The organism is Paenibacillus sp. J2L1-98 (assembly GCF_056269405.1).
The window spans coordinates 213,844-240,198 of sequence record NZ_JBWDNW010000005.1 but is presented as its reverse complement, the minus strand read 5'-3'; the positions used below and the strand labels follow the sequence as shown (position 1 = coordinate 240,198).

The following is a 26,355-nucleotide window of genomic DNA, read 5'->3' as shown; positions in this document are numbered from 1 at the left end:
AATCGATGTAAGCAAAAGGAAAAATGAGAAAAACGTTTGTTTTTTCGTTATTTTCAGACATTTTGATTGAGCTTGAAGGTGCCTTTTGCCTTTTGACATTGGGCTATAATTAGGAGCATAATGGATAAGAATTTACAAAACGCATATATATTATATTAGCGGGCTGGCTGCCTCTGAGAGACGGCCTGTTTTTGCTTTGAAAGGTAGGCGGTTATATGACATTTCTAACTTCAAAACGTTTGTTAAGCACAAGGCCCATCCTTTTCTTCTCGTTTATTATGCTTCTCAAAAGCTATCTGGCATGGATGGTTATTTTTGAGGACGGATTCTCATGGACGACGATTTTGAAAGAAATCCCGTTTGTTCTGATCGTGTACTGTCTTATCGAATATTTCGCATCCAAACGCAAGCTCATTTACTATTTAATAGCGAACCTGGTGATGACGCTCATCTTGTTCGCCGTCATTATGTATTACAAGTATTATGGCGTTATCGTTACCTATCTTGCGCTCGAGCAGGTGAATCAAGTCACAGCGGTAAGTAATAGTGTATTCTCGCTGATGGATCCTTACTATCTGCTGATCTTCACTGACATTATCATTATGGCTACCTTGTTGTTTCGCCGCAAGAAGGCGCTTAACTGGAAGAAAGAAAGCTCCCGCAAGGAAAACAAACGGCTTGTCGTTGCGTTGTTCAGCATTTCGATCGCGCTTTGCTTGTTTAACATTTTGCCAAACCGCGCCAGCATGAATGAAATTGTTAAAGCGGAGCAAATGGGCATTCTCAATTACGAGGCTTATACGATTTTCTCGAAAAAAGATATTGATTTCGTTGATTCAACCCATATAACGCAAGCAAAAATCGATACTGTCAAAAAGATCGGGCAGCCGGCTGCACCGCAGCTTTGGAAGACGGCAGCCGGTAAAAACGTCATTATCATTCAAATGGAGTCGTTCCAAAATTTCCTCGTCAACCTGAAAATCGACGGGAAAGAAATTACGCCAAACATCAACAAGCTTGTGAATGAAAACTATTATTTCAAACATTTCTATCAGCAGGTCGGCCAAGGCAACACATCCGACGCCGAGTTCGTCGTCAATACGTCCTTCTATATTCCGCCGCGCGGCGCGGCAACGATGATATACGCGGGCAAGGAGCTTCCAAGCTTGCCGAAGATGCTGAAAGCAAGCGGCTACGATACAACGACGTTCCATACAAATGTCGTCGAGTTCTGGAACCGCGGCGAGCTGTACAAGGCGCTTGGTTTTGACCGTTATTATGATCAAAAGTTTTTCGGCACTGAAGATACCGTATTTTTCGGAGCTTCAGACGAACAGCTATATAAGAAAACAGCAGCCGAGATGGAACGCATGAGCCAAAACGGTAAACCGTTCTACTCGCACGTTATTTCGATGTCATCGCATCATCCGTTTACGATTCCTGAAAGTAAATACCAAATGACGCTCCCGGAGCGTTATGAGAACACATTCGTCGGCGATTATATCCGCGCGCAAAACTATGCGGACTTCGCGCTTGGCAAGTTCATTGCCGATTTGAAGGAACGCGGCATTTGGGATAACAGCTTGATTCTGCTTTACGGCGATCATCTCGGCCTCCCGATTTACTCGCTGGACCGTGATGACAAAGAGCTTATGGCTGAAATTTACGGCCATGAATACGGCTATACCGATATGATGAACATTCCGCTCGTTGTGGCATCGACAGGCTTGACAGAGGGGAAAGTATTCGATCAGCTCGGCGGTCAAGTCGACATTTTGCCAACGATCGCGAATCTGCTCGGCATCTCCTTGGACGATCATATCCACTTTGGCCAAGACTTGTTCAATCAATCATATAACATGCTTCCTCAGCGTTATTATCTCCCGACCGGCTCTTTTTTAAGCAGCAAGGAGCTATTCATGTCAGGCAGCGGCTACGAGGACGGCAAGCACTACCCGCTGGCAGGCGACGGCATCAAAGAGCAGGCCGCCACGGAGGATGAGTACCAGCGCGCGCTGGAGCTGCTCAATCTGTCCGACAGCTACGTAAGCCAATTGCCAAGCTGGAAGAAAGAATAAACTAATATAAAAGGCTCACTTTGAAGCGCAGTATGCCGCTTCAAGGTGAGCCTTTTTTTCATGAATACGCAGCTCTAAATGCTTTTTACCGCCTCAAGCACTTCCCGGACGTGACCGTCAACCGATACGCTGCGCCATTCCTTAACGAGTGTGCCCTGCTCATCAAGCAGGAAAGTAGATCGCTCGATCCCCATAGACTCCACGCCGTCCCGGCTCCGCAGCTTCCATACGCCAAACAGCTTGGATACCGTAAGCTCCGTATCCGACAGCAGCAGGAAGGGCAGTTCATGCAGACTTACGAATTGCTCATGGGAAGCCAAATCATCCGGGCTGACTCCAATAACCTCCGCGTTGTTCTCACCAAATTGCCCGTTAAAATCACGGAAATCACATGATTCGGTCGTGCAGCCAGGCGTCATATCCCGCGGATAAAAATAAATGACGAGCTTCTTGCCTGAATAGTCTGCCAGCTCCACGTCCTGACCGTTCGACGCCTGCAGCTTGAAATTCGGAACCTTGTCTCCAATCTTCAACTGTTCTCCCATTGTTCATGCTCCTCTATTTATATTTTCAATCGACAAACCTTGCTCACTCTCGCTTAGATACAGCTCTCCAGCCTCGCGCACCTTCACCCGGACCGGGAAGCTCTCTGCCGTTTTGCTGGTAAAATGCCATCTTCTGCCGGTCTCAACCACCATCAGCAGGCCATTATCGTCCCCAATGGGATTAAAGCTGTCATTGCGCGTCTTATAAGTCATAAGGCCGAGACCGGCCAAATGATCGACCGCTGCAGGAACGTCGCGAGTCGGAACGCCAATCTCGCTTATGCAGAGGATGTCCTGCTTCGGATCGAAGGGCCGGTCAACGCTATTATTCATCGTATGACGGGCAATAAGCTCAAGAATATTGCCTGCCGGGTCCTCGAAATAAACGGAATGCGAGTTCCAAGCCTCACTATATGACACGTCCTCGCCTGCTTCGGTGCCGATCGGAACCATTGCCTCAATCCATTTTTTCGCTTCCCGCAGCTTATTTTCCGGGATGGTAAATGCAAAGTGGTAATAATGCTCTTCATCATTAGGCTGACCGGTCTCCTGAAACGTCAGCTCGCTCCAGCCCGCTTTCACCGTAAAACTGCCCTGCCCGGAGCGAACAACCGGAAGTCCCAGCACATCGCTGTAGAAAGGCTGTATGCTTGCTGCGTTTCCGGTAACTAACAATAGCTTTTCAATAATCATTTTACACCTCATTATGCTCGTAATACAAAGAGCTTCCGGTAACGAAAGCTTTGGCCTGAGCAGGGTCGTCATATAAGCCGTACGCCAGCATGAGCTTCGTGACGGCCGCCTCCACCGACAGTTTCTCAATCACGATTGCGCCCGCTTCAATAAGGCTGAGCGAGGACGAATAAAGCGCATCCGAACGGTCTCGAATCGGGCATATGTATACGTCGATGCCAACTCCTTTGCAGCGCGCGATAAATTGCAGGAGCGAGTATGGACCATCCTCTATCGCGCATGCCGTGCCGGAATGATGCAGATCATGAAGCACAGCCTTCGGACGATGCGACGTAAAATCATAATAAGAGTAGTTCAAGCCGGGATACGGCCTAATATAGACGATGCTGGAATCGAGACGGAGCGTCTCCGGCTCCCATACAAACGGGGCAGCAGACGCAGGGCGCAGCGTATCCGGCTTCGGATTGCGCTCATGCTCGAGCCAGCTGAAAGCCCTGTTTACCATTGTGCCAAAAGGCACTCCGTATGGGCTTCCAAATTGATCGGTAAAGGAGACAGCTTGCGTGATTCTCGTTCCAAGATAAACTAGCGGAGCGCCCTTGTCATCCTCATACACGACAAATACGCCCGGCAGCTGCGCATCCGCAATGAAATCGACCGCATTCGTAAAGTTGCGGAGGCCGTTGCTCCGTTCATCAGCCAGCGGGTAATTGCTTGCCGTCAGGACGATCGGTATGCTCGAATCCGCAAACAAATAGCTGAGCATCGCAGCGCTATACGCTAGTGTATCCGATCCATGCGTGATGACGAGGCCGTCATACAGAGTTAAATCCAAGCTGTGAATCGCTTCGGCCAGCACAAGCCAATCGTTTGTCGTCATATTTTCGCTAAGCAAATTAAGAGGCTGTATCGCATGAAGCGTTACGTCGCCTCGCTGCTGCTGACTATTGCTGTATTCATCAATAAGCGCGTAAGAGCCCGACTGGTTTACATCAATGCCGGCTCCCTGCTTTCTGCTTCCGATGGTTCCTCCGGTAAATACGACTAACAGCTGCTTCACTCATATTCCTCCTTGCTATCCTATCGCTTCAACCTCGATAAAAAAATCGTTGATTAATATTATCGTATATGCGGCGCCGTATCCAGGTCAAGGATCGCCGTCCCTCTTAACAGGTTACCCCGCGAAGCATGCTTCATACGAAGCGGCTCGTCACTGGCATCCATCCATACAAAAGGAGGGTGGCCCCGGCTCTTCCCGCCGCCTGCGGCACCCTCCTCCCACAAATTATTTTCCGTTCCTCGTTACCGCAGCAATTTAACAGAGTATCCGCTTCGTTAAGCAACTGCGCGGCGTACCGGCTTTCTCAGCAGCATTCTTCCGCAAGCAATTACCAGCGTAACCGCAAACGTCGCGCCGTACATCCACTTTATCGCCGGCAGCTGCGAATCGGTTCCTGCAAAAAAGCCGTGTGCCAGCGCCATTATAAAGATCGGATAGGAAAGCAGGTGAATCGTAAGCCAAATGCCCCGCGACAGCTTTTGACGAAAATCCGAAGTAAGCAGCAGCAGAAGCATGCCGTATAGAGCGAGCGTACCAAGTCCATAGAGAAACGGGTGCTCATGCGCCATGAAGGGGATCAGTATCTCCTTCCACTCAAACGGCGTATAGGTGTCAATAACGAGCACCGCAGCGTGCAGCAGCGCCAACAGCGTGCCGCTATTGGTCAAGCGCATGTGAGCCTTGTAGAAGGCTTGTTTGGTTTTGCCCTTTACGAACGGATAGCTGTAAAGCATGCCAATCGCCATCCCCGCAAACAGCAATAAATAAGCGGCAATACCCAATATGCGTGTAAGCTGCCACGTTGGCAGTCCGATCAGCCAATCAGTCATTTGAATCTCCTCCCTGTTTCCTTATGGGAAATGACGGCTTCATGCTTGTGCAGCGAATGATCCGTTCTGTACATGTAAGCTTCATACGCCGGAGCATGTTTGACAAGCAGCGCCTTTCCCTGTTCTAAACCGGCAATGCATACGACCTTCGCCCATACCTCGCAAGCGGTGACATCCGGTCCTGTGATCGTACACTGCACAACATCGCTGCCGCTTGGCCTCATCCCGCGCGGATCAATAATATGATGATAAACGCCGCTCGGTGTTTTCCAGCTTCGCCCAAGCGTGCTGGATGTCGCCACGCCTCCACCACGAACAGTTATTGTCGCATCGCTGCTGGAGGCATCCCATGGATTTTGAATACGCAGCTCGGCCGGTGCGGCATCTGTGCGTTCATCCCAAACCGCCGCATCGCCGCCCGCATTGATGAGCCCCGTTTTTATCCCCCGTTTGCGGCGCAGCCAATCAGAGAGCTTTCTGACAGACCAGCTCTTCGCAATGCCTCCCAAATCAACCTGTGCGCCACTTCTGAGCTTCACAGCTTTCATTCCCGCGTCCATCTCCATAAACGGTTGAAGCGGCAAGGCGGCGCCCACGGAGAGCATGTCCGGCGAAAAATGGGCAGCCTTCTCAAACGATTGGTCATATCCGGATGCTCTCAGCGCTTCCAAAACATTAACATTAAACAAACCCTCCGTACGCAAACGGAACGCTTCGGCCTCCGCAAGTATGTCGAATAATATATCCGATACGAGCAGCCAGCTGCCGGCCGAGCGGTTTAGCCGGCTCAGCTCGCTATTTGCGCGAAACCGGCTGAGCCTCGCTTCCATATCCCCGAACCACCTTTTGACCAAAGCCGCGTATTCGCCAGCCTCCGCTTTCGTTTCATCTTCAGACAGCGGCTGCGGCGCCGCTTTATGGATAAGAATCGCCTCGACATCCGTGTTCATCGCCCGAAATTTGATGATCGTTCGATTGCTCATCCTACGATCGTCCTGTCTGGGATTGCATGCCGCCCCTGCCGGTGCTTCGTCTGCTTTCTTGTTCCGGAGCGGTTGACCAGCCGCCGCTCTCCGTATCGTCGTTATAGCTGTCGCCGCTGCTTGACGGCTGCCGCTGCGCCCAATCATCCACGATCGAATCCTCATCCTCTTGCTGCTCTATCGTCAGACTCGTGCTGTCTCCTGTTTTTTGCGCATGCGCCTGTTGAAAGGCCGCGCTGTTCTGCACCGAGCCGAATACGAGAAAGACGGCAAACGCGCCGCATGCCCCAAGCTGCCACTTCATCGCCTTAGATTGTTTCATCTATCCCTTCACCGTCCTTGTCTGCATGGTCCAACTTCTATTTAAAGAGAAGTATATAGCGGCATTCTGAAACTAAAGTTAAAGCAGTATAAAAAAAAGGGCCGTTCTTCCTTAATAAACATAATTATTTAAAAATGTATAAATAATAATAATTATCATTGTCAATGCTGTAAGAGAAGAACGTTTATGCCAACAATCGCAATCGAGTAAACGCTACGGTGAGATTGGCCGGACAGGAATGAACGAACCAGCGGTAACCCCTATGACAATGACCGAGGTGAATATAGATGACCGATCAAAAAAACGGTCTCTTTGATGAGAATCGACAGCATAGCGCTCAAGGATCGGGCGCAAACGAGCGCCGCGGCAAGCGGTATTTCGGCCGGGGCGGCGTAAAGATTGCCCTGTTAAAGCTGCTCCAGGGCGAGCCGATGCACGGCTATCAAATGATGAAGGCTTTGGAGGAGCAATCCGGCGGCCTGTACATGCCGAGTGCAGGCTCCATTTATCCTACACTGCAAATGCTTGAGGAGCGCGGTTTTGTTGCCGTAAAGGAAGAGGACAGCGGCAAGAAGGTTTATATGATTACCGGGCAAGGCCGTTCAGCCTTAAGGCTTCTTCCCGTTAAAGCAAGTAATACAGTAGAGGGTAACCGTTACCCGGCGGAGGCCGGGACGTTTCGGAATGAGAAGCTGCGCCGAAAGCTCGGACTGTCTCATGCATCTTTCGATCTGCTCAAGCTGGTGACACAAGCCGAGCATGAAGCCTCTGCCAGCAAGGAGCGTACGGAGAGTCTGCAGCGCCTGTTAAACGAGCAGCAGCAGCAAATTAACGATTTTCTGGCTGGAAGCATGCAAGACGCGGCTGCAACAAGCGAGAAAATAACTTAATGGATGATTAGCGCGAATAAATCATTCATCGCCTTAGAAGCAGAATCGTATGCTGGAGCGGGGGCAAACAATCGGATCTTTTTGCAAAAAATACTGAAAAACGACAAAAAGGAATTGCCCACGGTCTATGTTAAGACCAGAGGCAACCCCTTTTTCATCTATTAATGCGTTGATTCATGCGAGACTTGACGTCCTTTAAGGCTTTGACCGCCATGAAGGTGATCGGTCGGGCTTCCCGCTGGCTCAGCATCGTGGCTGCGTCCCATGAACGGCCACCAGTTGGCGGATCCGAACGTGCGCACCATGACCGGAATAAACAACGGAAGCATGAGCAGCGCGTACATGAACAGCCCGCAAAGCACGATCGTCGCGATTTGCAAAAGCGACATAACGCCTGAAGGGAGCATCGCGGCGAACGTTCCGCCTAAAATAACCGCTGCCGACATAATGACCGTACCCATGTTTTTCATCGCGTTCAGAATAGCCTCTTGCGGCGATAGATGACGGTACTCCTTGAAGCGGTCCATCAAGAAAATACTGTAGTCGATTCCGAGCGCCACCAGCATAACGAAGCCGAAGAACGGCACCGCCCAGCTAATGCCCGACTGCCCGAGCAGCCTTACGAATATAACCTCCGCAATCGCCATCGAGGTATAGAACGTAACGAGGAGCGATGCGATCATATAAAGCGGCATGACGATCGAACGGAACAGGATGATCAGAATGATCGAAATGCCAATCAGCATCAGAATGACCGTACGCGAGTAATCGGCTTCCGAAATGTTGCTGAGATCGTGGTTCATGCTTGTAACGCCGCCGACGGCAATCTGTGCTCCGCTGTAATCCGTGCCTTGAATGCCGCGATTCACAGCTGCTTCAAGCCCGTCGATTTGAGCCATCGTTTCCTGCGAATAGGGATTCCCGCTAAATACGACATCGAATTTCGCCGTTTGATGGTCATCCGACATATACACGTCCAGAGCAGTCTGGAACTCCTCGTTCGCTATCGCTTCCTCTGGAATATACCAGCCTGTCATTTGCTTATTCGGCGATTCGGCAAGGCCGTTCAGGTAGCCGCCCGCAGAAGCGAGCCCGTCTGTTACCTGCGACAAACCATCCACGCTTTGATCAAGTCCGCTCGTTAGCTCGCCTAACTGATCATTTACAGAAGCAAAGCCGGCTTGCAGCTCCTTCTGTCCGTCCGCCAGCTCATTTAAGCCTTGCGTTACGCCCGGCAGCTTCGAGACGATCTGGCCTTGACCTGCCGCCGCCTGCGCAATGCCGCTTTGCAGTTGGGCGATTCCTGATGCCAGCTTGCCAAGACCCGAGGCTAGCGCCGATTGTCCTTCCGATGCTTGCAGGAAGCCGGCATTCGCTTGCGTCATGCCTGCCGAGATGCCTGCAAGCTGCTTATTCAGCTGCGACAATTGCCCGCTAATGCCCGCCGCTCCCTCTTGAAGCCGGCCTAATGTACTTAGCGTTTCCTTGAAATTCTCATCGTTTTGCAGCTCCGGATAGCTGTCTTGCAGACCGGACAGGCTTTGCTGAGCGCCCTTCAGTCCGTCTGCCAGCTTCGCTTGCCCTTCAGCAACCGCGCTATAAGCGCCAGTCAAATGTCCGAGGCCGCCGCCCAGCTGCTCATAACTGCTCAGCAGTTGACGGCTGACACCCGCCAGCTGCTCCGCGCTCGCAAGGGCCTGCTTCAGTCCTTCGTTAAGCTCTTCCGCACCCGCTGAACCATCCTCAAGCCCCTGCTGAATTCGTTTCAAACCTGCGCCAAGCTGCACGATGCCTGCCTTCAGCTCATTCGTGCCATCGACGAGCCGGCCTGCTCCGGCAGCCGCTTCATTCAGCTTCGGCGCATTTTCGCTTAGCGCGCTGCTCGCTTCGGAGAGTCCGTCCCCGATTTTGCCTAAGCCTTCGCCGCTCTTGCCAAGGCCATCCTCAAGGGTGACGACTTGACCTGCTACGAGAAATTGCTCCATCACGTCGCCGGTCGGACGGGTTGCGCTGCGAACGGCCTTGACGCCACCCGTATTCGCAAGCTCGCGGCTGACCTGCTCCAAAACAGCCAGCCCCTCAGGCGTATCCATCGGCTTGCCGGTTTTGACAATGACCGTTGTCGGCAGCGAATCGCCGGGACCGAAGCTGTCGGAAATCATATTGAACGCTTTAACCGAATCGTATTTGTCGCCGATCTCATCAAGCGAGTTAAAGGAAATGGAGCCTTTGTAAGCAGTCAGGAACGGTACGATAATGACCGCCAAAATCAGGAGCGCCCACAACGGCCGCTTCAATGAAAATTTACCGACTGTGCCCCATAGCTTGCTCGGCTTATGCTCCAGGGAACCTTTTGCCGGCCAAAACAGCTTCGTGCCAAGCACCGCCATAAAAAACGGCACGATCGTAAACAGCGCGATAAGCAGAACCGCTACCCCGACAGCAACGGCAACCGCCGAGCGGTACAGCATAAAGGTCGAGAAGCCGATAGCTGCAAAGCCGACAAGCACCGCGAGGCCGGAAAATAATACGGTTCTGCCCGCTGTGCGGTAGGTCTGGATAATCGCTGCCGTCTTGTCGCCGCCGCTATGGGTAAGCTCTTCCTTAAAACGGCTAATGAGCAAAATGCAATAGTCCGTGCCGATCCCGAACAATACCGCAACGAGAAAGATCTGCGTGAAATTAGAGAGCGGGAAGTCAAAATATTCAACTAAGTATGCAATGATGGATTGCGATATTAAGTATGTGAAGCCTACCGCCACAAGCGGCACGAGCGGCGCAACCGCCGACCGGAATACGACGAACAGGATGATTAATATGAAGCCAAGCGTAATGAATTCCGTTTTCTTAAGCCCTTCCTGCGAGCTTTGCACAACGTCCTCGGAGATCAGCCAGTTGCCGGTGTAATAATGCTCCACAGGCACACCTTCAATCGCCTCATAAAGACCATCGCGCAGTTCGGCAAGCGTACGGTCGCCCGCCTCGACATTGACGAGCGCCAGGACGGTGCTTCCATCTCCCGACACCATTTGCTCCTCCAGCTCTTTCGTGTCAAAGTGAGTCGTTACAGAAAGAACGCCAATGGCTTTCCCTTCCCTCTTCAGCCTATCGACACCGCTCTTCACTTCAGCTAAATCAGTGTCTGCTAAACCGCCATCCTTATGGAACACAAGGACGGTGGCCATGCCGCTGCTTGCGCCTGCGCCGTCGCTCCCTCCGATTGCCTCCTCCAATTCGCTCGCTACAGTCGAAGAATAGCCGTCAGGCACATTGACCTGCCCTTTCGTTCGAACTAACTCCTCCATGTTCGGCGCGCTGAGCATCAGGCCAGCTGCAGCAGCCAGCCACAGCGCCAGAACCAGCCATCTGAACTTCAGTACGGTTCTCATCTCTAAGTACTCCTCTCCTACGTATGCGTCATTTCCTTCGCCAGCTTCTCAAACGTCTCGATAAACTTTAGCGCTTCCTGCTCGTCAAAATGTTTCAAATAGCCCGCCAGCATCGGTTGAATCCTCTCCAGCATCGTTTCGCACATCTTCACGCCTTCATCCGTTAACGCCAAATAAATGACTCTGCGGTCCTTGTCGTCAGGCAGCCGTTTAATGAGCTTTTTGTCGGTTAATCGCGTAACAATGGCGGTAATAGAGCTTTTTCCGACACAAAAAATGTCAGCCAGCTCAGAGGATGTGCTCATTTCCCGCGTACACAAATACCGCAGTATCGCAAATTGGTCAACCGTTAATCCTTCCGGCATTTGCTCGCGGAACATCACATTCAATCTCCGGTTGATGATAAAATTAGCCTGCTCGTAGCGGTCAATAATTTGATGCAATAACGCTTGATCCACGCTGTTGTCCTCCCTATCATGCTGCTTTACATTGCGCATAAAATGATTCTATTATAGAACTGTTCGATAATAGAACTATATCAGACAGATTCACGCAAATCAACGCTGTAAATTTGAACATTGGCGGGCAGCGGTTTAATTCGATTTTCCGAAACTATTTGCTGATCGTAATCCGATAACGGCCGATTAGTTCGATTTCATCTAATTAAACAGCGGTCTTGAGAGAGCAGCTGCTTAAAATGTCCGATTAATTTTGCAAAATAGAGCTAATCCGCCCTACTCCCGCCCTGAGCGCGATTTAGTTTTGTGAAATGAAACTAAATCACGGTTTACATCTTCGGTTCGGCCGTACATACCGCTTGCAAAAGCTCTTATGCTGATCGGAATAACTCGCGAAGGCCGGACCGTAGAGGATGAAATGGTGTCGTTCAGCTTATTTCGATCAACCTATTTCGTTCAACTTCCATGTATATAGAGCTAACATGAAAAGGAGCTGTCTCCTGGTCAAAATGACCATAAGAGACAGCTCCTTCGTTCGTCATAACTATGGGGAAAACAGTTGCTTTACGTCGAGCGGACAGCTATGCCGTTGGTGTTGCCGTCGCTGCAGCGTCAGTTGCCGATTGCTCCTTGGATGCCGCTCCGTCCGGACGTTCGCCACGCGGACCTTTACCGCCATGACCGCCCATGCCGCCTGCTGGCAGCTCGCCGTTCACATGCTGAGTCGCATGCTGGGTTGCCTCTGCAAGCTTCGTATTGTACTGCTCCTGCGTAATCGTTCCCGCTGCTAATTGCTCGGCAAGCTTCGTTTTCCGGTCATTTACTTGCAAGTCGATCAGCGTTTGAACCGCTACGCTCTTCTCGGCCGCGATTGCTGCAAGGGTCTTGCCCGCTTCCAGTTCTGCTTTCAGTTCATCCGCTGTCAAACCCAGTGCCTCAGCTATTGCATCCAGGCTTTTGCCAAAGCCTCCGCCGCCTTTGCCGCCTTCACCGCGCAGCGGCAACACGCCGTTCACATGCTGAGTCGCATGCCGGACTGCCTCCGCAAACCTCGTGTCATATTGCTCCTGCGTAATCGTTCCGGCTGCCAGCTCCTCGGCAAGCTTCGTTTTCCGGTCGCTTACCAGCACATCAATGACCGTTTGCACATCAACGCTTTTCTCGGAAGCAATAGCGGCAATCGTCTTGCCTGCCTCAAGCTCGGTCTTCAGCTCATCCGCAGTCAAGCTGAGAGCCGTTGCCACAGCATCAAGGTTGCCTCCAAATCCCCTATCACCGCCACCGCCATGCTTTCCGAAGCCAAAGCCTTTAGAATCAAGCAGCTTTTCTGCCGTTGTAGCCGCATCCGGCTTTGTTAGCTGCTTCCCGGTATCCGGCTGCTTGTCCGTATCTGCAGCTGCATTATCCTCCGTAGTAGCCGAAGACGCTGCCGCTGCCGCTTCCAGCCACTCTACCAGCTTCTCCTTCAGCTCGGCCCGCGTTTTTCCTTGCTCGGCTGCAACCTCCGCCAACGTTAAGCTTTCCAGCTTCGTCTGAAGCGCCTCTTCCTCTAATCCTAAGTACGTTAAAAGCTGTTCTCGTATTTGTTCAAAGCCGCGTCCGAATCCGCCGCGTTTACCCGCATGGTCCTTCTTAGCTGCGCCGTTCTCTGCCTGAGTACTTTGCTCCAGCTGCTTATCGCTGCTGCCAGCCGTCGCCGCATTTACATATTGACCAGCAAGCAGGCCTCCGCCTCCTAGCACCAGTGTCAGTGCGATTGCACCCGCGGTAATTGCTTTTGCTTTCATCATTGTATCTTTCTTCCACCTTTCGTATTCAATTTGTTGTTACAACACCTATCATAACCACCGAAACTTAAGCCTCCTTTAAAGCCTGCTGAAAGTTGGCTGAATATGTATAATCAAAATCCAGAACTTGCAAAGCAAAAAAAAAAACGGCTAAACGGAAATGACTTCCGCTTAGCCTTATTTGTTATACCTCCCAATCCTGCTATGCCGGTAAAGCTGCGCCTAATTGCAGCTGATACATCGCATGATACTTGCCTCGCTGCTCCATAAGCTCATCATGGCTGCCGCGCTCCACGATAACGCCCCGATCGAGCACAAGAATTTGATCCGCATTTCGAATCGTCGACAGACGATGCGCGATGACGAACGTCGTACGGCCCTTCTTCAATACATCCAACGCCTCTTGAATGATCGCCTCCGTCTCGGTATCGATGCTTGCCGTCGCCTCATCGAGAATAAGAATGGCTGGATCATAAGCCAGCGCCCTCGCGAACGAGATCAGCTGCCGTTGACCGGCTGACAGCGTGCTGCCCTTCTCAATTACCGGCGCATCGATGCCGCCCGGCAGCTGGCTGAACATGTCGTAAGCTCCCACGTCACGCAGTGATTGCTCAATCATGTCCCGGCTAATCGCCGGATTATCCAGACTGATGTTTGATGCGATCGTTCCGGTGAACAAGAAGGGGTCCTGCAGCACGATACCCATATGCTGACGGAGCAGCTGCTTCGGAATATCGCGCACATCAGTGCCGTCGACTGCGATCCTGCCTTCACTCGAATCATAGAATCGGAACAACAGATTTAGAATCGAGCTTTTCCCGGAACCGGTGTGTCCTACCAGCGCTACCGTCTGGCCTTGTCGGGCGTGGAAGGAGATATGCTTCAGCACATACTCATCCTTTTTATAGGCGAACGAAACGTCCTCGAACTTCACATCGCCTTTGTAGCGCTCCATTCTGCCGGGAACGACATCGATCCCTTCCTCATCCATCAGCTTGAACACACGCTCTGCGGATACGCGCGCCGTCTCCAAATTCGACAGCTGGTTTACGATACCGACAATCGGCGCAAACATCCGGTTCATATAATCGACGAATGCGTAAAGGACGCCGACCGACACGGCCGCACGGAGCGAATCGCCCCAGAACATCCAAATGACAATTAAAAACAAAACGTTACGAACGACGTTAACCAGGTTATGAGACGTAATCGAATTGAGGCTGAGCAGCTTATTTTGATACTTGTAATAGTACTCATTCATCTCCTCGAATTCCTTTGTCGTCTCCTTCTGGCGGCGGAACGCCTGAATAATGGCCATTCCTTGAATCGACTCATTGATCATGCCGTTAATTTCACTCAGCTTCGACCGGATAATGCGGTTATAGCGGGCTGCAAATCTCCGGTACACGATAATCCAGACGATCAGAATAGGCACAAGCGGCAGCGCCACAAGCGCTAAACGCACGTCCAGTAAGAACAAGGCTCCGTAAATAGCAACCATATAAATAATGCCTGTAAAAAAATTCGCCAACACCGCAACATAAAGCTCGCGAATGGCTTCCGTATCGTTCGTCACCCGCGAGACGACCTGGCCTGCCGACAAATTATCGTAATAGTTCACCGGCAGCCGCTGCGTTTGCGCGAAAATATCTGTACGCAGCTTGCGCACGATCCGGTTAGCCGACGTTTGCAGCATGAGCCGCTGCCCATAAGTGAAGACTGCAACCAGCAGCAGAAATCCAAAATACATAACCGCCAGCCTCATCAATGACGGAAACTCCGGCTTATAGAAAGAATAAAGCTCTTGCGACGTGAGCCTCGTTACCGGGTACGAGACGCGCTCCCCCGTATCTAGACTCGTAACAGTGAGGGTGTTGCCTTCGACCGCGCGCTTGCCTTCTTCGAATTTAAGCGCGTCATCCAGCCAATAAAATTGGCGGCCAACCTGCAGCACTCGCACCTCTTTGCCCTTCTGCTCCGAAGCTTCAGCGGCGAAGTGATCCTCGCGCTTATACCATTTACCTTTATAAAAAACCGCAAAGTCTTGCTCCGCTTCGACCTCATGCCACTTTTTCTCGATACCGAGGATGTTCTGGTCAATCATCCGTTTCGCTATAAATGGTCCTGCAAGCTCCGCGCATACGGCAAGCACAAGCAGCAGCAGCGCAAGCAGGATCGGTTTTTTATAAAGCATGGCGTATTGAAACAATCGTTTTCCTGTGTTGCCCATTGTCCTTCACGCCTCCAATTTATTACGATTCAATAATAGCCTCTAGCTGCTGGCGGTCATACTGCTCCCGGTACCAGCCTCCGCTCTCCAGCAATTGCTCATGCGTGCCTTCCTGCACAATACGTCCTTCGTCCAGGACGAGAATCCAGTCCGCATGCTGCACCGCCGATAGACGGTGCGTCGTGATGAGCGTTGTCTTGCCCGCTCTTTCCGTGCGGATGCCTTCAATGATTTCAGCTTCCGTCTTTCCGTCGACTGCCGACAAGGCATCGTCCATCAGCAATATTTCCGGGTCGGCGATAAGCGCGCGCGCGATACTGACACGCTGCTTCTGTCCGCCGGACAGCGCAACGCCCCTCTCGCCAACCATTGTCTCCAGCCCATCCGGCAGAAACTTAATATCCTTGGCGAACGAAGCGCGCGCAAGCGCCCGCTGCAAATCCTCATCCGTGCCTTCTTTAAGGCCGAAGAAAATATTTTCGCGTATCGACTTCGAGAAAAGAAAGGGCTGCTGCGGCACGTATCCGATCCATCCGAGCAAATCATCGATTTTCAAGCTGCTAAGCGGTGTGCCGGATATGCTGATTGCGCCCCGGCCAAGCGGATACTCCCGCAGCAGCTGCTTCAGGAGCGTCGTCTTCCCGCTGCCGGTTCTCCCTACGATACCGAGCGTCTGCCCTTGGCGCAGCGTAAAAGATACATCCCGAAGGTTATCGACCGTAGAGGAAGGATAACGGAACGTGACATTCCGGAATTGCAGCGATGAAGGCTCCTCCACCTGTTCCGGCGAGCTCGCATCGGCAACGTCCGGTTTGTAGCCAAGGGTCTCGTTGACGCGGTCCAGCGAAGCATTGCCGCGCTGCATAATGTTAATGAGCTCGCCGATCGCGAACATCGGCCAAATCAGCATCCCGAGGAATACGTTGAAGGATACCAATTCGCCCAGCGTTATTTCGTTATGGAACACTAAGTAACCGCCGTAGCAAAGGCCGATCAAATAGCTCGTTCCAACGAGAATTTTCATGGTAGGCTCGAACAATGCGTCGATGCGCGCTACGGCGATATTTTTGTTTAGGACATCGCTTGTCATCGCGCTAAAGCGCGCTTCGCTTGCTTCTTCCTGCACGAAGGCCCGTATAACCCGGACGCCGGATACCGATTCCAGCACCTGATCGTTCAAATCGCCGAAAGCATCCTGCGCATTCATGAACCGCTCGTGAATTTTTTTGCCATAATGCTTCATCGCCAGCGCCATAAGCGGTAGCGGCAGCAATGCGGCAAGCGTTAGCTTCACGCTAATGAGGCCCGCCATAACGATCAGAATCGTAATCATAAACAGGGTTGAGTCGATTAACGTCAATATGCCGAAGCCCGCTGTCGTCGCCACTGCACCCAGGTCATTCGTAGAGCGCGCCATAAGATCACCCGTCCGATTACGTTCATAGAAGGTCGGAGTCATCCTCAGAAAATGGCCCATTAACCGCGATCTAAGCAGCTTCTCCAGCACGAATGCCCCGCCAAACAGCTTGTAATGCCATATGTAAGTGATGGCATAGCCGACAACCGTAAGCGCGATCCAGCTGTACAGCACGCGATTAAACTCGGCCTGCCCAAGCTGATCCTGATAAATACCGTCAATCGTATAGCCGATAAGCCATGGCGGAATGACATCGATAAAGCCCGTTAAAATAAGGAGTGAAACGGCGACGGTATAACGCTTCCAATTCATTTTGAAAAACCAGTCTAATTTTTTGAGTACACTAAACATCCTTCTCTACCACACCTTCCACTATCCATCCTAGCATCGCTTACCTTCAATTTATTCCCGAAACAAACGTAAACGACAGTCGCCGCATAATGACAGCAAAGCCCGTCTCACGTTGAAATATAGGTATTTTATACATCCTGTAAATCCAATAAACACCTACATTTACAAAAAAAGAAGCATGTCGCCGTAACGACACGCTTCCTTCTCCCCGCTTAACGCGACTTTTTAAAAAAGCCGCGTCTCGCAGGACATAGAAAAGGCGCATAGTTACGGTTACGTAACCATGCGCCTCTGATGACGGGAATACCCTTAATCAAAGAGAAACAACGCGCGGATGGATTACGTTATTCATGTTCAAACGATTGTTCATTGCTGCAGTGAAATGAAAATGAATGTGATTGTTCATGGAACGCAATCCTCCTCTCGTGAAAATATATTAGTCACTTTACCATTCGTTGAAAATACTGTCAATACCCGAAAGCGCATTCTTTTCTTGCAGCTCCGCCTGTTTCCAGCTTCAACGAGCAGCTAATCAGCCCCCGATGCGCGAACGTCTGATTTAAGCGCACCGTCTGCACGACTATTCCGGATTTTAGTTTCACTTTTTAATATTAATTTGGTATTCGAGGAAGAATATCGTCGATTAGTTTCATTTCGTTAAACTAATTAAAGCTTTTCACAGGCTGGCAGCAGAAAAGGCCGATTTAATTTCGCAAAGTGTGACTAATCAGCCCTCTAACATGCGAACGTCTGATTTAAGCTCGCAAAGTGTAACTAATCAGCCACCGACGCGCGTGCGTCTGATTTAAGCGCTCCATCTGCACTACTAATCCGGATTTTAGTTTCACTTTTCGATATTAATTTGGGATTCGAGGAAGAATATCGTCGATTAGTTTCATTTCGTTAAACTAATTAAAGCTTTTCACAAGCTGGTAGCAGAAAAGGCCGATTTAATTTCGCAAAGTGTGACTAATCAGCCCTCTAACATGCGAACGTCTGATTTAAGCTCGCAAAGTGCAACTAATCAGCCTGCGATGCGGGAACGTACAAAATAAGCTCACGAAATGAAACTAAATCCGCCATACTGTCGAGACCTAAGGCGCGAACGTCAGATTTAAACTCAATAAGATTAACTAATCTGCCCTAACGCGGGAACATGCGGTTTAAGCTCAATAAGAACAAATAAACCCCGCCAGCTGCCAGCTGCCGGGCTTCATCGCGCTGACTCCTTGGGCTTAGCCCCTCGGCCTTGTCTCACTCCTTCGTCAGAAGCCGTACCTCCGTCACAAATCGTTGCGGATTACTGTGATCTTAATCACACAAAGGACGCTCAACTAAGTCTATACTTGGCTTATCAGAACAGTCTAAGCCAGATAATAAACATCGGAGGGATCAATTATGTTAAGCGCGCAATCGATTCAAATTATTAAGTCCACGGTTCCCGTATTAGAGGTGCATGGCGTGACGATTACGAAGCGCTTCTACCAGCTATTGTTCACGAATCATCCTGAGCTTCTGAACATATTCAATCAGGCTAATCAGAAGCAAGGCAGACAACAAGCTGCGCTGGCCAACGCCGTCTATGCGGCAGCGCTGCATATCGAGAACCTCGCAGCCATCATTCCAGTCGTGAAGCAAATTGGGCATAAACACCGCAGTCTCGGCGTGAAGCCGGAGCATTATCCGGTTGTCGGCAAATACCTGCTGATGGCGATCAAGGATGTGCTGGGAGATGCGGCTACGGATGACATTTTAAATGCGTGGGCTGAGGCCTACGGTATGATTGCGGATGCTTTTATCAGCATCGAGGCCGAAATGTATGAAGAGACGCATTCGAAGGCGGGCGGATGGGAGGGCTTTCGTCCGTTTCGGGTGCAGCGGAAGGAGAAGGAGAGCGATGTGATCACTTCTTTTTACCTCGTTCCGGAGGATGGCGGAGCAATCGCAAGCTTTGAGCCCGGTCAATACGTAAGTATTAAAATCGACGAGGAAGGCGCAGAGTACACGCAAATCCGCCAGTACAGCTTATCCGATGCTCCCGGAAAGCCCTATTACCGCATTACGGTAAAACGTGAGGATGCCGATCTGGACCGTTCCGCAGGCAACGTATCCACCTATTTGCACCAGCACTCGGAGGAAGGATCCACCTTGTTTCTTTCGGCTCCTGCGGGTGATTTCACCCTGAATACCGCGGATGAGCGTCCTGTCGTGCTGATTAGCGGAGGCGTGGGCTTGACGCCGATGCTCAGCATGGTGAATACGCTCACCGACCAACATCCGGAGCGTCCGGTTACCTTTATCCATGCCGCTCAGAACGGAGATGTGCACGCCATGAGGCAGCATATGAACGCGCTGGCGGGCAAGCATCCGCAGCTTTCTGTCTATTACTGCTACCTGAAGCCGACGGAAAGAGACAGGGATCAGCAGCTTTTCCATAAGGAAGGCTATGTCGATTTGCCTTGGCTGCAATCCGTGATCAAGGATGCGGATGCCCAATTTTATTTCTGCGGTCCGACGCCATTTATGGCAGCGATTAATCATTCGCTTAAGCAGTGGGGCGTTCCGGATGCGGATATCCATTTCGAATTTTTTGGTCCTGCAGCCAGCCTGGAGCCCGCCACAGCAATCTAAACACCCGGCATCCGCTATTTCTTCGGCTGTGCGCGCAGCAGCCGGTTGACCGTTTCGCGGCGAAGGCCGATGAGCTGTCCGATCTCATCCTGTGTCAGCACATCGGTTATCGCAGCGGGACCAATGTAAGCCGCAAACCATTGCTGCAGCTTGCTCAGCTTATCGGCAGGCGTGACTTGCGTTAATTGGTCGATTCGCTGCTGCATCATACGCAGCTTGCTCTGAAGGAGCAAAGCAACTTCACGGCTCTTCTCCGAATTGTGCTTTATCTCCTCGTACCAATGCTGCGGCGATACCTGATCGACCTCGCAAGTAACGAGCGCTATCGCCGTACCATGATACGGCATAGGACTGATTAGCGAATGATGCGGAATAATTTCGTCTGGAACGATAATATTGACTAGGTATGGACTGCCGTCCTCATGAATGCGAATGATCTTCAGCAAGCCGCTCCTTAAGTGAAAGAGCGAGCCGCTTTCCCCTTGATGAAACAATATTTGTCCTTTATGCAGCAGCATGATATCCCCTTCTTTCACCTAGCTCATCCGGTTTTCCGGAAGAGCTTTTATTATGTTTGAGCAGCAAACGAGCATCTCTCCCTGTTTATAAATGGCACAAATAGGTGATTGACGGCTCAAGAACAATAAGCGTAAAATGTTACATGCTACGTAATGTTGTACGCAGCATCCGACTAAGAAAGAAGGCGAGCCCGCAGCATGCGTATTCGAACTTATTCCATCTGCTTATATATCATTCTGATCTACTGGGTTTCCTTACATATCCCGCATATGCATTCGTTGTTCTTCCCTACCCTGGGCGCTTTCAGCCTGCTCTTCATCTCGCGTCCATTCGAGAAAGCAGAGGTTAGCAAAATCGCCTTCGGCGCCGTCCTTGCCTCACTTATCGGGTCATTTTTCGTTTATTGGAATACCGGCGTGCTGTCGCTGCTTCTAACGCTAGTGATCGTCATTTCATTCATCAATAAGTTCAAATGGAACGCTCCGCCGATATTGGCCGTATCGCTTATTCCCTTTTTTACGCAGCCGTCGCTGCTATGGGTCATTCCTTTATCCGTTTGCGGATCGCTGCTCGGCTTGTTAATGACTTTATCCGCTGCTGCTTACGTCGAGAAGAGATTCGCCACACTGCCGGTGTTTCTAAAAAGAACGACCAAAGCGGAATCCGATTCCGCGATGTAATTACTCCCGCCACTCCTCCGGCAGCAGCCGCTGATAGTGGCCTTGTAAATACCGGTCGTCTATGAGCACAAGCGTCCCGCGATCGGTTTCCGAGCGGATTAACCGTCCGCCCGCCTGCAGCACCTTGTTCATACCCGGGTAGACGTAAGCATAATCATAGCCGCTCTTCCCCTGCCCGTTAAAATAATCCTTCAGCATATTCCGCTCCACGCCGAGCTGCGGCAATCCAACGCCCACAACGATCACACCGATTAACCGGTCACCCGCTAAGTCTACGCCCTCCGAGAACACGCCGCCCATCACCGCAAAGCCAAGCAAGGACTTCCCGCTGCCACCCTGAAACATCTCCAGGAAACGATCCCGCTCCTCCTCCGACATATCGGGTCTTTGCAGCAGTACCTCCGCATCAGAAGCCGTGCCGGCGGGAACAGACCATTCCTTAAGCTCCATATATGTCTCATAAACCGCATTCATATAGGCATAAGACGGAAAGAACGCGAAGTAATTGCCCGGCCGCTTGTCCATCTGCTCCAGAATCAGCCTCGCAATCGGCAGCTTAGACTCGTCGCGGTCATGATATCTGGTCGAAAGCGGTTTTATGACGACATCAAGCTGTTCCTTCGAAAAAGGCGACGGCACCGCGAGTGTATAGTCATCTTCTCCCGCTCCCAGCATGTCCATATAATACGAGACCGGCGAGAGGGTTGCAGAGAAATAGACATGCGAGCGATAACCTTTGCCCATCTGCCGCAGCAAGAGCGAAGGATCAAGGCAATACAGCTTGAGCCGCACGTCGTTTTTCGACAGCTCGATGTAGACGACATAGCGATCATCGAACAGCTTAGCGGTGCGGATAAAATTTTGTGCCGCAAAATACGTATCGAGCAGCAAACCGCCGCCGCTTCCGCTATTGCCGGCCGCCAGCGCTTGTTCGGCAGCCGAAGCGAATGCTTCCGCCAGCGCAACCAGCTCCTCCGGCAGCTGCCGCCGGGTCAAATACGGCGCACCGTCACTCTGCTTGCGCAGAGCGATGAAATAATCATTGATCGCCTTAGCCGTGCGGCAGCCCTCGCCGTGAACGCCCTTCAGCTCACGCTGCAGCGCAAGAAAAGGTACTTTCGTCAGCTCCGCCGAGAACATCTCCCGCGCCCGGTCGACAAGGTTATGCGCCTCGTCCACAAGCAGCGCCGTCCGCTTCTTCATCTCCGCATACTGACGTTTAAATGAAATACGCGGGTCAAAAATATAATTGTAATCGCACACGACGGCATCAGCCGCATAGGCCAAATCAAGCGAAAATTCGAACGGGCATACCAGATGCTTTCGCGCATAAGCCTCAATGACCGCTCTGGTCATAACCGTTTCATGCTCCAATATATCAAGCACCGCTCCATTAATCCGGTCATAATAACCGTCTGCATAGGGACAATGCTCCTTCTCGCAGCGCACTTCCTCTTGAAAGCATATCTTTTCCTTAGCCGTTATCGTCACGGCATGCAGGTTCAAACCCTTCTCGCGCATAAACAGCAGCGCATCCTCAGCTGCCGCTCTTGTCGTCGTACGCGCCGTCAAATAATAAAATCGCTGCAGCATGCCCGCTCCCATCGCTTTGATGGCCGGAAAGGTCGTCGATATCGTCTTCCCGATGCCGGTTGGCGCTTTCGCAAACAGCCGTACGCCTTCCTCAATCGATTTGTAGACCGCTCCTGCCAGCTTGCGCTGCCCTGCGCGGTAAGTTTCAAATGGGAATGCAAGCTCCCGAATGCTCTCGTTTCTTGCCTGCTCATGCTTGCGGCGCTGCTGCGCGTAAGGCGCGTACCGCGCGGCAATCTCATGGACGTATTGCTCCAGCTCCGTGAAGCTGGCCTCCCGCACGAACCGCCGCTCCTCCTCCGTTTCCGTCTGCACATAAGTAAGCTGAACACGCATCGCCGCCTGCCCATGCTCCTTGGCGTACATGTAAGCATAGAACAGCGCCTGCGCCCAGTGAACGGGATAACCGTCCCCGGTTATTTGCTCCAAATCGCCGCCGGTCGATTTAATCTCGTCAACAGTCAATAGCGGCTCCGTTCCCAGCAGCCCGTCACAGCGTCCATCCACGGCAAACAGCAGATCATCCACTGCGATATCCGCTTTAACGTAGACCTCTTTAAGGTCCAGCTCGCCATATGTCCGCTGTACTCTCTGATGCGCCTTCGTCCCCTCGTGCATGGTGTCGATCGCATTCAGCCTTACGTCGATGCTTCCGCTGAGAAATACATATTCGACTAAATGTCGCACCGATATCGTGACCGTATCATGGATTAGCATATCGTCTGATCAACCGCTCCCATAAAGAACATTTGTTCCTCAATTGTACCATAAGCGGAGCATAAAAAAAGGACGCCGCAGCGTCCCCTCTCACATCATTATTGGGAAATTTAAAGCTCTTCCGTTTCTTCCTCCGGGTGATTGCCGACACCATTCAGCAAGTCAGTACCGTGGAACTCCTCGCCCGGGGATGCAGGATCAATAGGGCTGCCCTTTGCAAGGGTATCCGCATCGGGAACGGCAGCCAGTTCCTCCGAAATTTCCTCTGCGGTATCTGCCTCCATATCCAGCTCATCGTCAGCCTCCAGAGCAGCTGGAATATGAGACTCATGCACATGCGCATTCTCATCCGGATGCTGCTTTTGCAGCAGCGAAGCTGCATCATACACCGCGCCGTCTCGCGCCTCCTCCGTAAATAAACCGAATTCAGGGTCTATATCTTTCTCCGTCACTAAGCTGTTAGTCTGATGTCTATCGCGATCATACTCATCTGCCATTATGATTACCTCCTCAGTCGTTTCTCCCCTATGTTACCCACGAACCGGGCTGTTCTAACCAAAACAATCACCTGCCGAGAAGAACCGCCGTAAGCGAAGGCAAACACCCGCAGCCACTGACACAAACGGCCAATGGCTCTTTATACTGCCTATCATGCCTTCATCTTTCATTTCCGTACTAGTTCAACTGAATGCCTTCGGACTTGACCCATTGGAGAAACTTTGCGAGTCCCCTCGCTGCCGCTTCAATCGGAAAATATTCCAGCCCTACATAGCCTCTAAACCCGGTTGCCTCAATCGCTTTAAAGATGTTCAAATAATAAAGCTCCCCTATATACGGCTCGTGTCTGCCCGGAACTCCTGCTACGTGGAAATACCCGATTTTTTCGATATTCCGAGTAATCGTGGATATAATATTCCCTTCCATAATCTGCATATGATAAATGTCGAATAGCACTCTGACATAAGGGCTGCCGACTTCGTCGACAATTTGAAACGCCTCCTCGGAGTGATATAAATAATAGCCCGGATGGTCGACATATGTGTTAAGCGGTTCGATCACCAGCATCATTCCCGCCTGCCTCAGCATGGGCACGCATGCCTTCAGCCCTTCTACAATGCTGCGGTGCTGTACCTCTCTGGGGACGCCTTGCAATTCTTGTCCGACCTGCGAAATAATGTGCTTGCACCCGAGCATTTGGGCAACCGCAATCGTTTGCCGAAGGCCTTCCATATATTCCTGCCGCTTCGAAGGGTCAGTCAGGCTTATAAATTTCGTGACAATGCTTGCAAGCGTAAGCTGAAGCGCCTCTTTCGCAGCCTTAATCGCATACAGATCCTTATCCCACCAGCTCCAAAACTCAAAAGCGTTAAAGCCTGCCTGTTTAATCTCCACCATACTTTTAACAATATCTTTGCCTGAATACACTGCTTCGATGGATACGGAAAATTTCAGCGTCATCCCCTCCATTTCCTTATAAAAAAGCCTTCCGGCATGATGCTTCTAAGGGAGCTGTTTCATCAAATAGTCCGCTGTGCGGATAGCCAGAGCGACGGTTGTAAGCGTAGGGTTCGCCGCTCCGCTCGTCGGGATGACGCTGTTATCCGCTACATAAAGGCCCTGCACGCCATGAATCTGGCCGTAAGGATCGGTTGCGGAGGTTACAGGATCATAGCCCATCCTGCAAGTTCCCATATCATGGTACACCAGCCCGGTAGTAAGCGAGCTAAGCGATGTTTGCACTGCCTGCGAAGCGTCCAGCGCCCGCTTAACGCCTTCACCCATCCGGTGAAATACCTCCTTGTCTTTGGCGCTGTACGAGAACTCAACCTCTAATTCAGGAACGCCGTAATCGTCCACTCTGCGCGGGTTCAGCGCGACGTAATTCTCATACCGGGACTCAACTGCTCCGGAAGCGCCATATCCGACTTTCGCTTCCTCAAGCATCGGCTTTAATTCATACCAATAATTAAAATAAGGTCCACTCAGCTGAATTTGATAATCGCGCTCTGCCGTACGCGGAACCAAAAGAGCCAGTACCCCGAGTGTCTCCGGGAAACCGGCGGTGTGAATGATTCCATTGCCGGTTATTCGGGTATGCGTCGTTAAATAATGGCCGATCGCCCTTCCCGGAATGCCTGAATTCAGCAAAATGCGCGGCGTCTCAAACGTGCTTGCCGATAAAACGACGGTTTTTCCTTTCAGGACATAGGCTTTTTTATCCCGGGTCATCACTTTCACGCCGGCCGCTTTCCCATTATCGGTAAGCACCTCAGTCACGCGTGCTTTCACAGCCAGGTCAAAGCTCCCAAAGCTTAAAGCCCAAGCAAAAAATGCCATGGAGCTGAAAAATACATTGGAGCGAATATAGCCGTATTTGGTTGGCTGCATGTCGGCAGCCAGCGGCTGGGGAACCGTTTCGGGGAATCCGCCCGCCAGCATGCGGCTTAGGATAATGTCTGAAATTGACGAGTTTATGCTGTAGTCTGAAGAAACGGTCATGACCTGCTCGGCTATCGTGTAATAGCCGTCCATCTCCACCGGAGAAACGGGCCACTGCTCGATATCCACCTGATGCATCCGCGGAGTGACCCCGTTCCAAAGCATGCTTCTTCCGCCTAATGCAATAAATGACTCAAAATAATGCGGCGCTGACGTAGGCGGCGACAAATCACCCATGCCGCCCGGCTGTGCTGTAGCTACCGGCTTCCAAAGCTTCGGGTTTCTAATAAAGCGTTGTAAGCGGTCGCCGTTTAAGGTAGGCACATTATGCGCGTGAGTGGGTAATAACAAATCGCCGGCTTCGACGATAGCAATTCGCTTGCCGCTATTTCTCCAATGCTCGCATAATCGCCAGAGAACGGCGCCTCCTCCGGGCCCTGTGCCCACAATGATGACGTCATATTCGGTTTGGGTCATCTGCTCCAGCGGCGTGAGCGGGTCCACTGCTCCAAATATTGTCCGGGACCGGGAGGATCCGGTGCGCCTTGAAAGGACATATTCGGCAGCGTGGACGACCCGTGAAAGAATGGAAAACGGATTTGTAAACCGGCCACATTTCGATCAGGATGCGCAATGACCGGATTCCACAAAAGCAGCTCCTCGATGGCAATTTCGAATTTTCGCGAAATCGTCCGCAGCGTATCCCCGTCATGGCCAAGGTAGATTCTCATCCCCATCACCTG

General features: G+C 51.4%; 22 protein-coding genes. 4 read left to right on the top strand and 18 right to left on the bottom strand.

Annotated elements, in window-relative coordinates:
• The first annotated feature begins 215 nt into the window (after nt 1-215).
• Nucleotides 216-2,078: an LTA synthase family protein gene (locus tag AC0YNZ_RS13015; protein WP_475827006.1), complete on the top strand. Its 1,863-nt coding sequence runs from the start codon at nt 216-218 to the stop codon at nt 2,076-2,078.
• Nucleotides 2,079-2,152: 74 nt separating this feature from the next.
• Here the strand turns inward: AC0YNZ_RS13015 and AC0YNZ_RS13010 are convergent, their stop codons facing one another.
• From AC0YNZ_RS13010 to AC0YNZ_RS12980, 7 genes are read right to left on the bottom strand one after another with little or no spacing between them, the layout of a single operon-like run.
• Entirely contained in the window at nt 2,153-2,623 is a 471-nt protein-coding gene (locus AC0YNZ_RS13010; RefSeq protein WP_475827005.1) for a peroxiredoxin, read from the bottom strand.
• A 3-nt stretch (nt 2,624-2,626) separates the two neighbouring features.
• A complete protein-coding gene (locus AC0YNZ_RS13005) occupies nt 2,627-3,316 on the bottom strand; it encodes a VOC family protein (protein ID WP_475827004.1) in 690 nt (229 codons plus the stop codon).
• Between the two features lies 1 nt (nt 3,317).
• Entirely contained in the window at nt 3,318-4,376 is a 1,059-nt protein-coding gene (locus AC0YNZ_RS13000; protein ID WP_475827003.1) for an asparaginase, read from the bottom strand.
• A gap of 59 nt (nt 4,377-4,435) precedes the next feature.
• Complete coding sequence (locus AC0YNZ_RS12995) at nt 4,436-4,600, bottom strand: hypothetical protein (RefSeq protein WP_475827002.1); 165 nt, start codon at nt 4,598-4,600, stop codon at nt 4,436-4,438.
• A gap of 51 nt (nt 4,601-4,651) precedes the next feature.
• Entirely contained in the window at nt 4,652-5,206 is a 555-nt protein-coding gene (locus tag AC0YNZ_RS12990) for a ferric reductase-like transmembrane domain-containing protein (protein ID WP_475827001.1), read from the bottom strand.
• On the bottom strand, nt 5,203-6,189 hold the full coding sequence (locus AC0YNZ_RS12985; RefSeq protein WP_475827000.1) for an FAD:protein FMN transferase: 987 nt from the start codon (nt 6,187-6,189) through the stop codon (nt 5,203-5,205). Before AC0YNZ_RS12985 ends, AC0YNZ_RS12990 begins: the two co-directional genes overlap by 4 nt.
• A gap of 1 nt (nt 6,190) precedes the next feature.
• Nucleotides 6,191-6,511 (bottom strand): hypothetical protein, encoded by a 321-nt coding sequence (locus AC0YNZ_RS12980; protein WP_475826999.1) that lies wholly within the window; start codon nt 6,509-6,511, stop codon nt 6,191-6,193.
• Nucleotides 6,512-6,798: 287 nt separating this feature from the next.
• Between AC0YNZ_RS12980 and AC0YNZ_RS12975 the strand changes: the two genes are divergently transcribed.
• A complete protein-coding gene (locus AC0YNZ_RS12975; RefSeq protein WP_475826998.1) occupies nt 6,799-7,401 on the top strand; it encodes a PadR family transcriptional regulator in 603 nt (200 codons plus the stop codon).
• A 161-nt stretch (nt 7,402-7,562) separates the two neighbouring features.
• On the opposite strand, the gene AC0YNZ_RS12970 is transcribed toward AC0YNZ_RS12975, so the two are convergent.
• The 5 genes from AC0YNZ_RS12970 to AC0YNZ_RS12950 all read right to left on the bottom strand — a co-directional run bounded on the left by AC0YNZ_RS12970 (nt 7,563) and on the right by AC0YNZ_RS12950 (nt 17,033).
• Complete coding sequence (locus AC0YNZ_RS12970) at nt 7,563-10,790, bottom strand: MMPL family transporter (protein WP_475826997.1); 3,228 nt, start codon at nt 10,788-10,790, stop codon at nt 7,563-7,565.
• Between the two features lie 17 nt (nt 10,791-10,807).
• On the bottom strand, nt 10,808-11,248 hold the full coding sequence (locus AC0YNZ_RS12965) for a MarR family winged helix-turn-helix transcriptional regulator (protein WP_475826996.1): 441 nt from the start codon (nt 11,246-11,248) through the stop codon (nt 10,808-10,810).
• Between the two features lie 581 nt (nt 11,249-11,829).
• Nucleotides 11,830-13,038 (bottom strand): hypothetical protein, encoded by a 1,209-nt coding sequence (locus AC0YNZ_RS12960; RefSeq protein ID WP_475826995.1) that lies wholly within the window; start codon nt 13,036-13,038, stop codon nt 11,830-11,832.
• 199 nt (nt 13,039-13,237) lie between these two features.
• Nucleotides 13,238-15,265: an ABC transporter ATP-binding protein gene (locus AC0YNZ_RS12955; RefSeq protein WP_475826994.1), complete on the bottom strand. Its 2,028-nt coding sequence runs from the start codon at nt 15,263-15,265 to the stop codon at nt 13,238-13,240.
• 22 nt (nt 15,266-15,287) lie between these two features.
• Nucleotides 15,288-17,033, bottom strand: coding sequence for an ABC transporter ATP-binding protein (locus AC0YNZ_RS12950; RefSeq protein ID WP_475826993.1), 1,746 nt, complete (start codon nt 17,031-17,033; stop codon nt 15,288-15,290).
• 1,398 nt (nt 17,034-18,431) lie between these two features.
• Here AC0YNZ_RS12950 and hmpA point away from each other — a divergent pair.
• On the top strand, nt 18,432-19,664 hold the full coding sequence (gene hmpA, locus AC0YNZ_RS12945; protein WP_475826992.1) for an NO-inducible flavohemoprotein: 1,233 nt from the start codon (nt 18,432-18,434) through the stop codon (nt 19,662-19,664).
• A 14-nt stretch (nt 19,665-19,678) separates the two neighbouring features.
• On the opposite strand, the gene AC0YNZ_RS12940 is transcribed toward hmpA, so the two are convergent.
• Nucleotides 19,679-20,182 (bottom strand): Crp/Fnr family transcriptional regulator, encoded by a 504-nt coding sequence (locus tag AC0YNZ_RS12940; protein WP_475826991.1) that lies wholly within the window; start codon nt 20,180-20,182, stop codon nt 19,679-19,681.
• A 198-nt stretch (nt 20,183-20,380) separates the two neighbouring features.
• Between AC0YNZ_RS12940 and AC0YNZ_RS12935 the strand changes: the two genes are divergently transcribed.
• A complete protein-coding gene (locus AC0YNZ_RS12935) occupies nt 20,381-20,863 on the top strand; it encodes a hypothetical protein (RefSeq protein ID WP_475826990.1) in 483 nt (160 codons plus the stop codon).
• Here AC0YNZ_RS12935 and AC0YNZ_RS12930 read toward each other — a convergent pair whose 3' ends face one another.
• The 5 genes from AC0YNZ_RS12930 to AC0YNZ_RS12910 all read right to left on the bottom strand — a co-directional run bounded on the left by AC0YNZ_RS12930 (nt 20,864) and on the right by AC0YNZ_RS12910 (nt 26,343).
• The gene (locus AC0YNZ_RS12930) at nt 20,864-23,173 is read right to left on the bottom strand and encodes a helicase C-terminal domain-containing protein (protein WP_475826989.1); all 2,310 of its coding nucleotides are present in this window, start codon (nt 23,171-23,173) and stop codon (nt 20,864-20,866) included. It abuts the gene before it with no gap.
• A 110-nt stretch (nt 23,174-23,283) separates the two neighbouring features.
• Complete coding sequence (locus AC0YNZ_RS12925; RefSeq protein WP_475826988.1) at nt 23,284-23,670, bottom strand: hypothetical protein; 387 nt, start codon at nt 23,668-23,670, stop codon at nt 23,284-23,286.
• Nucleotides 23,671-23,848: 178 nt separating this feature from the next.
• Nucleotides 23,849-24,631 (bottom strand): hydroxypyruvate isomerase family protein, encoded by a 783-nt coding sequence (locus tag AC0YNZ_RS12920; protein ID WP_475826987.1) that lies wholly within the window; start codon nt 24,629-24,631, stop codon nt 23,849-23,851.
• Between the two features lie 42 nt (nt 24,632-24,673).
• Entirely contained in the window at nt 24,674-26,116 is a 1,443-nt protein-coding gene (locus AC0YNZ_RS12915) for a GMC oxidoreductase (protein ID WP_475826986.1), read from the bottom strand.
• The gene (locus AC0YNZ_RS12910) at nt 26,086-26,343 is read right to left on the bottom strand and encodes a LysM peptidoglycan-binding domain-containing protein (protein WP_475826985.1); all 258 of its coding nucleotides are present in this window, start codon (nt 26,341-26,343) and stop codon (nt 26,086-26,088) included. The genes AC0YNZ_RS12915 and AC0YNZ_RS12910 overlap by 31 nt, the downstream gene beginning before the upstream one ends.
• Nucleotides 26,344-26,355: the final 12 nt, after the last annotated feature.